The 11448-nt window shown below is 57.1% G+C and carries 13 protein-coding genes; 6 read left to right on the top strand and 7 right to left on the bottom strand.

What is annotated here, in order from left to right:
• Positions 1-15 precede the first annotated feature (15 nt).
• Positions 16-564 carry a YgjV family protein gene (locus tag CFT65_RS02860; RefSeq protein ID WP_088826519.1) on the bottom strand — a complete coding sequence of 183 codons (549 nt, stop codon included), beginning with the start codon at positions 562-564 and terminating at the stop codon, positions 16-18.
• A 143-nt stretch (positions 565-707) separates the two neighbouring features.
• On the opposite strand from CFT65_RS02860, the gene CFT65_RS02855 reads away from it, so the two are divergent.
• Positions 708-1742: a histone deacetylase family protein gene (locus CFT65_RS02855; RefSeq protein WP_088826518.1), complete on the top strand. Its 1035-nt coding sequence runs from the start codon at positions 708-710 to the stop codon at positions 1740-1742.
• 1 nt (position 1743) lies between these two features.
• Here the strand turns inward: CFT65_RS02855 and rlmE are convergent, their stop codons facing one another.
• The gene (gene rlmE / locus CFT65_RS02850) at positions 1744-2364 is read right to left on the bottom strand and encodes a 23S rRNA (uridine(2552)-2'-O)-methyltransferase RlmE (protein WP_088826517.1); all 621 of its coding nucleotides are present in this window, start codon (positions 2362-2364) and stop codon (positions 1744-1746) included.
• Positions 2365-2520: 156 nt separating this feature from the next.
• Here rlmE and CFT65_RS02845 point away from each other — a divergent pair, with 156 nt between their 5' ends.
• Together CFT65_RS02845 and CFT65_RS02840 are read left to right on the top strand one after the other, a co-directional pair.
• Positions 2521-3249, top strand: coding sequence for a TrmH family RNA methyltransferase (locus tag CFT65_RS02845; RefSeq protein WP_088826516.1), 729 nt, complete (start codon positions 2521-2523; stop codon positions 3247-3249).
• A 116-nt stretch (positions 3250-3365) separates the two neighbouring features.
• Positions 3366-4034: a transglutaminase-like domain-containing protein gene (locus CFT65_RS02840; protein ID WP_088826515.1), complete on the top strand. Its 669-nt coding sequence runs from the start codon at positions 3366-3368 to the stop codon at positions 4032-4034.
• 24 nt (positions 4035-4058) lie between these two features.
• On the opposite strand, the gene CFT65_RS02835 is transcribed toward CFT65_RS02840, so the two are convergent.
• The 3 genes from CFT65_RS02835 to ahpF form a co-directional block, all read right to left on the bottom strand.
• Entirely contained in the window at positions 4059-5213 is a 1155-nt protein-coding gene (locus tag CFT65_RS02835; RefSeq protein ID WP_088826514.1) for an ABC transporter substrate-binding protein, read from the bottom strand.
• A gap of 102 nt (positions 5214-5315) precedes the next feature.
• Positions 5316-6086, bottom strand: coding sequence for an ABC transporter substrate-binding protein (locus CFT65_RS02830; protein WP_088826513.1), 771 nt, complete (start codon positions 6084-6086; stop codon positions 5316-5318).
• A 174-nt stretch (positions 6087-6260) separates the two neighbouring features.
• On the bottom strand, positions 6261-7847 hold the full coding sequence (gene ahpF / locus CFT65_RS02825) for an alkyl hydroperoxide reductase subunit F (protein ID WP_088826512.1): 1587 nt from the start codon (positions 7845-7847) through the stop codon (positions 6261-6263).
• A gap of 259 nt (positions 7848-8106) precedes the next feature.
• On the opposite strand from ahpF, the gene CFT65_RS02820 reads away from it, so the two are divergent.
• Together CFT65_RS02820 and CFT65_RS02815 are read left to right on the top strand one after the other, a co-directional pair.
• Positions 8107-8862 (top strand): DUF3581 domain-containing protein, encoded by a 756-nt coding sequence (locus tag CFT65_RS02820; RefSeq protein WP_088826511.1) that lies wholly within the window; start codon positions 8107-8109, stop codon positions 8860-8862.
• A complete protein-coding gene (locus tag CFT65_RS02815) occupies positions 8843-9319 on the top strand; it encodes a peroxiredoxin (RefSeq protein WP_088826510.1) in 477 nt (158 codons plus the stop codon). Before CFT65_RS02820 ends, CFT65_RS02815 begins: the two co-directional genes overlap by 20 nt.
• 77 nt (positions 9320-9396) lie before the next feature.
• Here CFT65_RS02815 and ahpC read toward each other — a convergent pair whose 3' ends face one another.
• Entirely contained in the window at positions 9397-9960 is a 564-nt protein-coding gene (ahpC, locus tag CFT65_RS02810; RefSeq protein ID WP_088828136.1) for an alkyl hydroperoxide reductase subunit C, read from the bottom strand.
• 349 nt (positions 9961-10309) lie between these two features.
• Positions 10310-10522 carry an acetyltransferase gene (locus tag CFT65_RS02805; protein WP_088826509.1) on the bottom strand — a complete coding sequence of 71 codons (213 nt, stop codon included), beginning with the start codon at positions 10520-10522 and terminating at the stop codon, positions 10310-10312.
• 361 nt (positions 10523-10883) lie between these two features.
• On the opposite strand from CFT65_RS02805, the gene CFT65_RS02800 reads away from it, so the two are divergent.
• On the top strand, positions 10884-11435 hold the full coding sequence (locus tag CFT65_RS02800) for an EAL domain-containing protein (RefSeq protein WP_088826508.1): 552 nt from the start codon (positions 10884-10886) through the stop codon (positions 11433-11435).
• Positions 11436-11448 lie beyond the last annotated feature (13 nt).

The raw sequence follows: 11448 nt of genomic DNA, 5'->3' as shown, positions 1-11448 counted from the left end.
TACCAGCAAAGCATTTCAGCTCCCGGGAGTGAAATCCCGATACTTCTTCTGCAGCCGATAGAGCCGGATGATGGTGATGATGTTGGTCACCAGCACCATGCCTTCTGCCAGGGTCCCACCCACGGAACCGATAACGATGTTGTTGAGCATCCAGGCCAGTGCCGCAAACCCGAGGACGATCCGCAAAGGGATGCCCCGGAGCATGAACATGCCCACGGTGCCGAAAACCGCAGCGGCAAGGGGGAACACATCGGTGATCGATTTCCAGGTCGCCCAGGCGACCACCAGGTTCACCGCCAGCATGCCCAGCATAATGGGCCAGTTGCCCTGATACTTGCGCGCCAGGGTAATACGCACAATCACCAGAACGGTCAGTGCCGAGGCGGTCCAACTCTCGAAAAACGCGAACATCAGGGCAAAGGCAACATTGGCGGAGATCAGCAACACCATCAGCCGGTCGTCGTTCTTGTTGGCGAAACCGGCGATGCAGAATCCCAGGGCCACCAGGCCAAAAAGCTGGCCCAGTCCCTCGGCAAGGGTCATGTCCGCGATCAGATCAATCATCCTTTACCGGCCTGTCGCTCGTCGCCATATCGGTAATCCCCTCTGCCCGCAAAAGGTTTCAGCCTGCCACAATCAGCGCCTTTGAGCCATCAAGCTCCCTGTGCCAAAGTGCTCACGTCATTCAGCAAGGACCACCCAAGACCATGAAAACCGTATTCTCTCCACTGCACAGCCGCCGACACGTCAAAACCGAACTGGATGGCGGACTGCTGATCGAGCCCCACGAGAAGCCGTCCCGTGCCGAAACCATCCTGGCACGGGTGAAAGAACAGGCGCTGGGAGAGATTCTGGAACCGGAAGAATTTGGTCTGGAGCCCGTCAAGCGGGTGCACACGGCGGATTACGTGGCGTTCCTGGAAACCTGCTGGGAAGAATGGCTGGCGGCCGGCAAACCGGGAGAAGCGATCCCGGCGGTCTGGGCCGGTCGCGGCATGCGCCACCGGCTGCCCAGGGACATCGACGGCCGGCTGGGCTACTACAGCTTTGCTGCGGAAACCTCGATATCGGACGGCACCTGGGAGGCCGCCCGGGCCTCCGCCAACGTGGCCCTGACCGCCCAGAAACTGGTGGCTGAAGGCGAGCGCGCAGCCTTTGCCCTGTGCCGCCCGCCCGGACATCACGCCCACGCCGATCTGTTCGGTGGTTACTGTTTCTTCAACAATGCCGCCATCGTGGCCCAGGCCTTTCGTGACCAGGGCTATGGCAAGGTTGCCGTGCTGGATGTGGACTTCCACCACGGCAACGGCACCCAGGCGATTTTCTACGGTCGCAACGACGTGCTCACCATCAGCCTGCACGGCGATCCGGACCTGGTATTTCCCCATTTTCTGGGCTTTGAAGACGAGATTGGCGAGGGCGCCGGCGAAGGTTACAACCTGAACATGGTCTACCCACCAAACACGCCCTACAGCGTCTGGAGCCAGGGGCTGGAGAAGGCCTGCGAGCGGATCCAGTCATTCCAGCCAGACGCCCTGGTGGTTGCCCTGGGTGTCGATACCTTCGAAGAAGACCCGATTTCGTTCTTCAAGCTAACCTCCGGCGATTATCTGACCCTGGGCCAACGTCTCGCCCGGCTTGGCCTGCCGACGGTCTTTACCATGGAAGGCGGTTACGACGTGGACGCCATCGGCGTCAATGCGGTGAATGTGATGCAGGGATTCGACCGGGCCGTGGGCTGAATCAGCCCTTGAACCCCTTGCCCAAGATGTAGACTTCCCGGGAGCGGGAGCGGGAGGAATCCGGCTTGCGCACCACAACCTTATCGAAGACAGCGCGCACGGATTTCAGGTACTCGTCGTAACCTTCACCCTGAAACACCTTGGCCAGGAAGCTACCCTTGGGCTTGAGTACCTGGCTTGCCATGTCCAGGGCCAGTTCCACCAGGTACATGGATGAGGCCTGGTCGGCAACCGTCACGCCGCTGATGTTCGGCGCCATGTCGGAAATCACCACGTCCACCGGGTCATCACCCAGGGTGGCCATGATCGACTCGAACACCTCGTTCTCGGTGAAATCACCCTGGATGAAATCGACGCCGGCAATGGCATCCATGGGCAGAATGTCGGAGGCAATGACACGGCCTTTGTGGCCAACCAGTTTAGCCGCCACCTGAGACCAGCCGCCAGGAGCCGAGCCCAGATCCACCACCACCATATTGGGATGAATCAGCCGGTCCTTCTTGTTGATTTCAAGAAGCTTGTAGCTGGCGCGGGAGCGGTAGCCGTCCACCTGCGCCTGTTTCACGAAGGGGTCGTTGACGTGCTCTTCAAGCCAGCGGTTACTGCTTTTGGATCGGGCCATGGGGTCTCTTCACAACGGGAAAGCCAAACGCTAATTGTACGTGCCGCGCCGGGCGGCGGCAAAATCCTGACAACCGGGACGGCCACACGTACAATCCTGCCTGCATTCTGTGATTTTTCAGAACCCACCACGCCCACCTGACGGGAGACCGCCCTCGTGAATCTGGCCGACATCAAAAAGCTGCACCAGAAAAAGTACCGGCAGTCGTTTGGCCACTACCTCGTTGAGGGCGAACACCTGGTTCTTGAGCTGCAGAAAGCTGCCGAGCGCCAACCTGCTCTTAAGGCCTCGGAGCTTTACGTCACCGGTAACTATGAGCACTGGCAGAGCCCGTTCAGGACTCATGTGATCAGCGATCGCCAGATGGCTCAGCTCGCCGACACCCGAACACCGCAGGGGATTCTGGCGGTGGTGCCCATACCGGAGCGCCCGGCAGAACCGGTGCCTGGAGAAAAAGCCATTTATCTGCACGAAGTCCAGGACCCCGGTAACCTGGGCACCATCGTTCGCACCCTGGCCTGGTTCGGCGGTTTCCGGTGTCTGTTGAGCCCTGGCAGTGTGGACCCGTTCAACCCGAAGGTAGTGCGTGCCAGCATGGGGGCGCTCTTTCACGTCCCTGTTGAGACCGACGTTGCCCTGACCAGCCTTCCCGATCGATACCAGAGCCTTGCCTGCCTCGACCTCAATGGTGGTTCGATGGTATCCCGGGGCTTCAGGGAACACGACTGTTACCTGTTCGGCAACGAGGCCCGGGGGGTGCCGCGGGAGGCTCTGGACCAGCTTCAGGCGGTGCCTTACAGCATTCACGGGCGGGGGCAGATTGAATCCCTGAACCTGGCCTCGGCAGTAAATATGTGCACCTACGAATTAATGCGAAACCTTTAGACTGCAAACCCCATGCTGTGAGCACTTTCGGCAATCGTTCTGGTGGATACCGCCATTGTCTGGCGATCATCAATTGAGCACGATCAGAGGCTGATCCCGAGAACGGACTGATGACTATGGAACGCTATCTCCAGCCCACCGCCTTTTTCGACTATGACCATCCCCGGCTGAAAGCCTGGATTGAGTCGCAGCTGGAGGGTGTGCCCGAAGAACCGGTGGAGCAGGTCAAGGCGCTCTATCTCGCCGTTCGTGACAGCATCAGCTACAACCCCTATGTGTTCCGGACCGATGCCAACACGTTCAGTGCCAGTTACGCACTGGAGAGCGGCGAGACCTACTGCATCCCGAAAGCGGTTCTTCTGGGCGCGGCAGCTCGCTCGATTGGCGTTCCCAGCCGGCTGGGGCTGGCCGATGTGCGCAACCATCTCTCAAGCCCGAAACTGATCGAATGGCTGCAATCGGACATTTTCAGGATGCACGGGTTTATCGAGCTTTACCTGAACGGCCAATGGGTCAAGGCGACACCGGCGTTCAATCGGCAACTGTGCGAGTTGATGAAGGTGGAACCGCTGGAATTCGATGGTATTAACGATTCGATCTTTCAGGAGTACACGGAATCGGGCGAAGCCCACATGGAATACGTCAACGACCACGGCCTGTTCGACGACGTGCCCCACGAGTTCATCGTTTCCGGTGTGCGGGCGGCCTACGGCCATCTCTTTTCCGACGAGAAGGAACCTGAAATGCCCGAAGGGAGCCTCGTGCAGGACATATCAAGGCCCTAGAGCCTGCTCGAATCCAGGAAAGCCTTACTCGCTACTCGCTACCGTGTCTGCTCTCTGCCTTACCAGCGTCCCAGTGATCGCATCCAGCACGGCATCAGGATCAGGCACTGCCTTCGCAGTCTCAGTCTCGCCAACGCGGCTGAAGCGCCGGAAATCAATGGCGCTCCAATTCTTCGGGTCCATAATGCGCTGCACCTGTTCGACATTGCCCCTCGTTGCAGGCTCCAGCTCGTAGCGGAAAACATAATCCGGTGACATATCTCCGAAATCGCGGCCATGGTGGTAGTCATGCAGCAGTAGCAAGGCAAGCCCACCGCCCATGAAATGTCGGCCAAGGCTGACCAGCAGATCCCCCTGCCGGATTCTTTCCAGGGCCTCGGGTTGCCAGTCTACTCCACCCACCAACAGATCTTTGCCCGGCGTCCGGCCGGCATTTCGGGCCGCTTCAATGGCGCCCAGTGCCATGCCATCGCTCGCGCTCCAGATGGAGACAGTCTTCGGATAGCGTTTTAGCAGGACTTCCGTTTTTTCGCGGGCCAGCGTACGACTCCAATTGGCATACACAAGTTGCAGAAGCTCACTGCGCTGCTGGACCGCAGCCGCCAACAAACCCCCATTCCTGTCCTTGGTGGCAGAGGAATCCAGTGTTCCCGAGAGGGCCAACATTGGAATGCTGGGTCCGGAGGAGAGCCCCAATTGTTCGGCCTGTTTACCCAGCAGCGTTACCAGGGCACGGCCAGCGGCAATATTGTCCGGAGAAAGGTGGCCGAGCCAGCCCTGCAATACGGTTCGGGGCATACCGATACTGGCTCGGGCGGCGTCAGGCACATCGGTATTGAAGGTAAACGCCTTTACGCCTGACCCATCGGCCAGCCTGAGCATGGATTCGGTGACATGTTCCTTGCACATGAACAGCAGGTAATCCGGCTTTTCTTCACGGCTCAGCACGTCCTTCGCCATGCGAAGATAGCTGAGGCGATGACTCTCCGGATCGTATTGAACCTCCAGATCAACCTCGAGATCCTCCGCCACCGCCTCCATAAAACCGGCCACCAGTTGCCAGAAACGGGAGTCGTCCGGTGACAGGAAAACAACTCTGGGCCTGGGGCCGGCGTCTGCGAAAGGAACTGTGAACAGGAGCAGGCAGCTGATCAGCAAGCGGGCTGGAAAGGACTTCATCTGATGAATCACCCTCTGGACGACCTGGCAGGATTGGCTTTTGAGGGGCCTAAGCTACCGACCTGTCGTGTAACAGACAAGAAGAGATCCGTAACCAATGTCTCAGTTCAGAAGGGAATCTTCAGCGGCAGAAGCCGGGTCTTCAAACTCAACATACAGCTGGCCAGCCAATTGCTCGTAAATGCCAGCTTCTTTCAGGCCTTTCATCTGAGCCGAGAGGTTGCTCAGGAATTGCCGGTTGGCGTCGGTGTTGTGGCAGGTTAGCCGATCGTAACTTTCAAGAAGAGGTGTTTTCGAATCGTAGCTGAGGTGGTCCATGAAAGGCCTGACGTCCGGAACCGCTGCAATCATAGCGCCGAATCGTTGGTGCTCGAGCATGGCCACGTTCTGGGCATCGCTCTTGGACCAGATCACGTTAACGTCGTGGCCATCCAGTACCCCGGCCAGATAGGTCTCATGACCAATGACCGAACCCACGGTTTTCCCCTCCAGGTGCGACAGTGAACTGATGGGGTCTTCGTCCTGCGGGGTAAACAGGTAATAGGTGAACTTGCCGAGCGGAAAGCTGGCGATAACGGCGCCTTTGCCCAGTCGCCGCTCCAGAACCTCGGTAAAGGAATAGATACAGTCGGCGCCATGCTGCTCGAACACCATCATGGCCCGTTTGTAGGGAAAGAACTGCTCGGTCACAGCCACATCGAGGCCTGCCAGGGCCCTGTGCAGGATTTTCTGGTAAACACCGTCCCGGTTTTCGGTCAACAGGCTGGTGATATTCGGAACGGCGATCCTGACCACCGAATCGGCCACTGCAGGCGCACTCAGTATGCTTGCGGCGAACAGGAGTACCCAATATGCAGAAAGGTAGCGTTTCATGACTCGCGCATCAGTCCATGACCACAAATAAGTGACTATTTTTCATACAGGTTCCACAGTATGGCAATGTCGTTTCCCATACGCCAGAAATACCTTGTCAATTATGGGGGCTTGAACAAAAAGGCACCGGATCGCTCCGGTGCCTTTCTCTCTCATCAGGCGGCGTTTGGTCGATTACGCCGCTTCGTCTTCGCTCTCGTCCACAGAGTTGCGGATGAGGAAGTCAAAGGCGCTCAGCGCTGCCTTGGAACCCTCACCCATGGAGATCACGATCTGCTTGTAGGGCACCGTCGTCGCGTCACCCGCCGCAAAAACGCCCGGAATGGAGGTTTCGTTGCGGTCGTTGACGATAATCTCACCGTGCTGGCTCAGCTCAATGTCACCCTTCAACCATTCGGTGTTGGGCACCAGGCCAATCTGCACAAACACACCTTCCAGGGAGATGTGATGCTGCTCACCGGAGGTACGATCGGTGTAGTTCAGACCATTCACCTTGCCGTTATCACCGGTGATCTCGGTGGTTTGTCCGGAGGTGATGATTTCCACGTTCTTCAGGCTGCGCAGCTTCTTCTGTAATACCTCATCAGCGCGCATCTCGGCGCCAAATTCGATCAGGGTTACATGGCCCACGATACCAGCCAGATCAATGGCCGCTTCCACACCGGAGTTACCGCCACCGATGACGGCAACACGCTTGCCCTTGAACAGGGGACCGTCACAGTGCGGGCAATACGCCACACCCTTGTTGCGATACTCTTCTTCGCCCGGCACACCCATCTGACGCCAGCGCGCTCCGGTGGACAGAACCAGGCTGCGCGCTTTGAGAGTGGCACCGTTTTCCAGCCGTACTTCGTGGGGCATGCCCGGGCGTGAGGCCGGGATCAGCTTCTCGGCACGCTGCATGTTCATGATATCCACGTCGTACTCCTTGACGTGCTGCTCCATAGCCGCCACCAGTTTCGGGCCTTCGGTGTAAGGCACGGAGATGAGGTTCTCGATGCCCATGGTGTCAGCCACCTGGCCGCCGAAACGCTCCGCCGCGATACCGGTGGAGATCCCCTTGCGGGCCGCGTAGATGGCAGCAGAGGCGCCGGCCGGGCCACCACCAATCACCAGAACCTCGAAGGCGTCTTTCTGGTTGATCTTCTCGGCATCTTTCTCACTGGAGCTGGTGTCGAGTTTGGCGACAATCTCTTCCAGGGTCATACGGCCCTGGCCCCAGGGCTCACCGTTCATGTAAACGCTGGGTACCGCCATCACTTCGCGCTGCTCCACTTCATCCTGGAACAGGGCGCCGTCAATGGAGGTGTTCTTGACGTTCGGGTTCAGCACACTCATCAGGTTCAGGGCCTGAACCACGTCCGGGCAGTTCTGGCAGGACAGGGAGAAATAGGTTTCGAACTCGAACCGACCTTCCAGAGACTGAATCTGCTCGATTACATCCTGGGATGCCTTGGACGGATGACCACCCACCTGCAGCAGGGCCAGTACCAGCGAGGTAAATTCGTGGCCCATGGGAATGCCAGCAAAGCGAACGCCAATATCGGTGCCTACACGATTGATAGCAAAGGACGGACGGCGCACATCATTGGATTCTTCGGTGCGCAGGCTGATCTTGGAAGACATGGGCTCCAGCTCTTCCAGCAGCTCACGAAGTTCCTGGGATTTCTTGCCGTCGTCATAGGCCGCGACCAGCTCGATCGGCTGCTGCAGCTTGTCCATGTAGGCCTTGAGCTGCTCCTTGATATTGGCATCCAACATATTCTGACTTCTCCTTTAAATCTCGAAACTAAGTATCTGAATCAAATACGGTGGTTAGGTTGAGTTGGTGCAAAGATACGGTCCGGCACCCTGATGCTCAAATTAATTGACCCAAACTGTTTGATAGGACTTTGCTATACCTTCAGGCTCATCGCCGCTCGAAGCTTGACCAATAGCGCATATCCACCGAAAGCCTGCCGAAGTATGATGTTGTCATAACGTCGCAACATCATTCTCTGGTACCCAGAATAGGCAACGCATGTTTCTAGACCGTTTCCACTCCGTCCAGGACGGACACGTCGTAATCTCCGCCCTGCAAGCCAGCCAGTTCGCCAAGGAAATCGCTGGGGATTTCAATCCCATCCACGACCCGGATGCCCGACGTTTCTGTGTTCCCGGGGACCTGCTTTTCGCCATTGTCCTCGCCCGGTTCGGGCTGTCGGAAAACATGACCTTCAGGTTCCGCAGCCTGCTAGGAGAGAATGTGCCGCTCAAGTTTGTCGAAACCGAAAACACCATTGACGTCTGTGACGACGCCGGCAAAGTCTATATCGAGGTGGCCCGCAGTGGCGCGACAACCCGGGATGAGGAGCTGATCGAGACCATCACCCGTGCCTATGTGGCGGCCTCCGGCAAGAACTTTCCCCATACTCTCAAACCCTTGATGGAGTCGAACGGGGTGATGTTCAATCCCGACCGTCCCATGGTGATGTATGAGAGCATGAGCCTGGCCCTGGATAACCTGGATCTGCCCTCCCCCGGCCTTGAATTGCACAACGCCACGCTCGAGGCGGCCGGCAAGCGCGGCAACGTTTTTCTTGAATACCGCCTGACCGCCGACAGCAAACCGGTGGGCGAAGTGACCAAACGGCTCGTATTAAGTGGTTTGCGGCCCTACTGTGCCGATGCGATGGCCGGCGTGATTGAAGAGTTCTATCGCCTCAAGGCCCGTGGCGCCGACTATTTCAACAAGAACAACACTGGAGACCACAGCAATGCCAATTCAGCCGGGTGATACTCTGCCAGACATCGAACTTCAGGTAATGGGCGAGAAAGGTCCGGAGAAAGTCCGTACCAGCGAGCTCTTTGCCGGCAAAAAAGCCGTCCTGTTCGCCGTACCGGGAGCGTTCACTCCTACCTGTTCAGCCGCCCATTTGCCAGGCTTTGTGGTGAATGCCGACAAACTGCGCGCCAAAGGCGTGGACAGCATCGTCTGTACATCGGTCAACGATGCGTTTGTAATGGACGCCTGGGGCAAGGCCCACAATGCGGAAGAGATCATCATGTTGGCCGATGGCGTAGCAGAGTTCGCCAAGGCGCTGGACCTGACCCAGGACCGGACCACCAACGGAATGGGCATTCGCAGCCAGCGTTACGCCATGATCGTGAACGACGGGAAGGTTGAGCTGCTGCACGTGGACGCCCAGGGTCTTGATCAAACCAGCGCGAAAACAATCCTCGACGCACTCTGAGCTTCACTTTTTGTTCAGACACAAAAAACCCCGGAACTTCCGGGGTTTTTCGTTCACAAGCTATCCAGAAGGAGAGCTTAGATCTTGCCAACCAGGTCCAGTGACGGAGCCAGGGTTTCTTCGCCTTCTTTCCACTTGGCCGGGCAAACTTCACCCGGGTGCTTGCGCACGTACTGGGCAGCCTTGACCTTGTCCATCAGGTAGTCAGCGTTACGACCAACGCCTTCAGCACTGATTTCTACGGACTGGATAATGCCATCCGGATCGATCAGGAAGGTAGCGCGGTCTGCCAGGCCCTGACCTTCACGCATCACACCGAAATTGTTGGTGATAGTGCCGGTCTGGTCGCCTACCATGTAGTAGTTGATCTTGCCGATAGTCTCGGAGCTGTCGTGCCATGCCTTATGGGTGAAGTGGGTGTCGGTAGACACTGAGAACACTTCAACGCCCAGCTTCTGAAGCTCTTCGTACTTGTCGGCCACGTCGCCCAGCTCGGTCGGGCAAACGAATGTGAAGTCGGCCGGATAGAAGAAAAATACCGCCCACTTGCCTTTTACGTCGGCTTCGCTGATCTCAACGAACTCGCCGTTTTTGAAAGCGGTGGCGTTGAACGGTTTGATCTCGCTATTAATGATTCCCATTAAAAACTCCTTGGTGATGGATTCATAGGTTGATGAATTGATGGGGCGTAAGGTACGGATATCGACGATGCGGATAAAATTGATAATTCCCAAACCAGAGATAGGAAAAACCTATTTCTGGTTTCCGGCCGGGAATTTCCCTCCGCCACCCCATCTATGGGGCCTTAGCCCGCCAGTTCAATCTTTCCGAAGTCCAGAATATTCTCCTCTGGTGACACTTTAATGGCAGCCACTTCCGCCCGCTTGTTGGCCAGGAGATAAACGAAGTTGGCAATAAAAGGTCCACAAAGACGAAACCTAGACCACGCCAATGAGGCCCTGTCATCAATGCAGGGAGGGTAAGTAAATATCAGCTATGGCGCCGGTAATCAGGGTCTGTCCAGCACAGGGGAAGCGCTTCGCCGGAGGGAAATGCCAATTCGGATTTTGTATACGATTCAGGGTCCTGAGCCTCCTCCCCATAATGGAGGCTGCCACGTACCTGCTGGATATGGGGATCAAACAGTGCCCGGGTATCCAGTACTTCAATCAGGTGCCCGGTTGCTTTCTCAGCGACAAACATAGAGTCCTCCGTAGGATAGGAAGTATCCTTTCAACGTAGCAGATGCGCCGCCATCCAGACAGGCGCTTCAAGGCAACGGGAAGCACCAGAAAGCCGGAAGGCAACGGCCATCAACCCGAAATATGAGACATTTCGCTACATTAAATATTGGTTGTCAGCTTTTCTGAAGGAGAAAGATTGTTAAGCTGGACTTTACGATAAAAAGAAAAGCCTGATGGCGATATAACGGGGTCTATTGCTCGTGATCCTCAGCAACGATCTGCTTATCCTTGTTCTGATCCTGGCTTCCTGCGGGTTCAGGTGCGTAACCAGACCGACCATGACCAGATACTGATCGCCGAGCTGGCCTACCCTCAGCTTGATGACGTGGTGTTCCACGAGCTCTCCGGAGACTCCTTGCGTCGCGAGTTCCGCACGGAGACACCCGCCCTTTCTATCCAAGGGATGTCGACCATCCCAACATGCTGTTCCGATTCCAGGTGGCCCCGGACAAGTCATCATCGAACTCACCGAAACCGCGGCCATGGACGATCCGCACACCGGCCTGAAAGGCTTAAAGGAATTGACGGATATCGGGCTGAAACTGTCGATTGATGACTTTGGCGCCGGTTACTCCTCGCTCTCCTACCTGAAGAAGCTGCCCGCCAGCGAAATCAAACTGGACCGGGCCCTGCTGCAGGACATCGAGACCAGCGAGAGCGCCCGGATGATTGTGGAAACCGCCATCAGAATGGGCCTGGGCTATCAGGTGGTTGCCGAAGGCGTCGAGACCGAAAAGTCGGCCCGCCTTCTGGAATCCCTCGGGGCGGAAATGCTCCAGGGCTACTGGATCTGCTCGCCAAAGCCGCTGCTCGAACTCCGGGCCTGGCTGGAGCTTGAAAGAGAGACTCCGGGCCTCCAAGGACTACACTGAAAATACATTTTTC

This window comes from Marinobacter sp. es.048 (assembly GCF_900188435.1).
GTDB lineage: Bacteria > Pseudomonadota > Gammaproteobacteria > Pseudomonadales > Oleiphilaceae > Marinobacter.
Note: the sequence above shows the minus strand (reverse complement) of the source record. Positions and strands in the feature narration are given on the sequence as shown.

Excerpts from the sequence above, each read along its gene's own strand:
- CFT65_RS02860 (WP_088826519.1), bottom strand. The coding sequence starts at position 564 with ATGATTGATCTGATCGCGGACATGACCCTTGCCGAGGGACTGGGCCAG.
- CFT65_RS02855 (WP_088826518.1), top strand. The coding sequence starts at position 708 with ATGAAAACCGTATTCTCTCCACTGCACAGCCGCCGACACGTCAAAACC.
- rlmE (WP_088826517.1), bottom strand. The coding sequence starts at position 2,364 with ATGGCCCGATCCAAAAGCAGTAACCGCTGGCTTGAAGAGCACGTCAAC.
- CFT65_RS02840 (WP_088826515.1), top strand. The coding sequence starts at position 3,366 with ATGGAACGCTATCTCCAGCCCACCGCCTTTTTCGACTATGACCATCCC.
- CFT65_RS02835 (WP_088826514.1), bottom strand. The coding sequence starts at position 5,213 with ATGAAGTCCTTTCCAGCCCGCTTGCTGATCAGCTGCCTGCTCCTGTTC.
- CFT65_RS02830 (WP_088826513.1), bottom strand. The coding sequence starts at position 6,086 with ATGAAACGCTACCTTTCTGCATATTGGGTACTCCTGTTCGCCGCAAGC.
- ahpF (WP_088826512.1), bottom strand. The coding sequence starts at position 7,847 with ATGTTGGATGCCAATATCAAGGAGCAGCTCAAGGCCTACATGGACAAG.
- CFT65_RS02820 (WP_088826511.1), top strand. The coding sequence starts at position 8,107 with ATGTTTCTAGACCGTTTCCACTCCGTCCAGGACGGACACGTCGTAATC.
- CFT65_RS02815 (WP_088826510.1), top strand. The coding sequence starts at position 8,843 with ATGCCAATTCAGCCGGGTGATACTCTGCCAGACATCGAACTTCAGGTA.
- ahpC (WP_088828136.1), bottom strand. The coding sequence starts at position 9,960 with ATGGGAATCATTAATAGCGAGATCAAACCGTTCAACGCCACCGCTTTC.
- CFT65_RS02805 (WP_088826509.1), bottom strand. The coding sequence starts at position 10,522 with ATGTTTGTCGCTGAGAAAGCAACCGGGCACCTGATTGAAGTACTGGAT.
- CFT65_RS02800 (WP_088826508.1), top strand. The coding sequence starts at position 10,884 with ATGACGTGGTGTTCCACGAGCTCTCCGGAGACTCCTTGCGTCGCGAGT.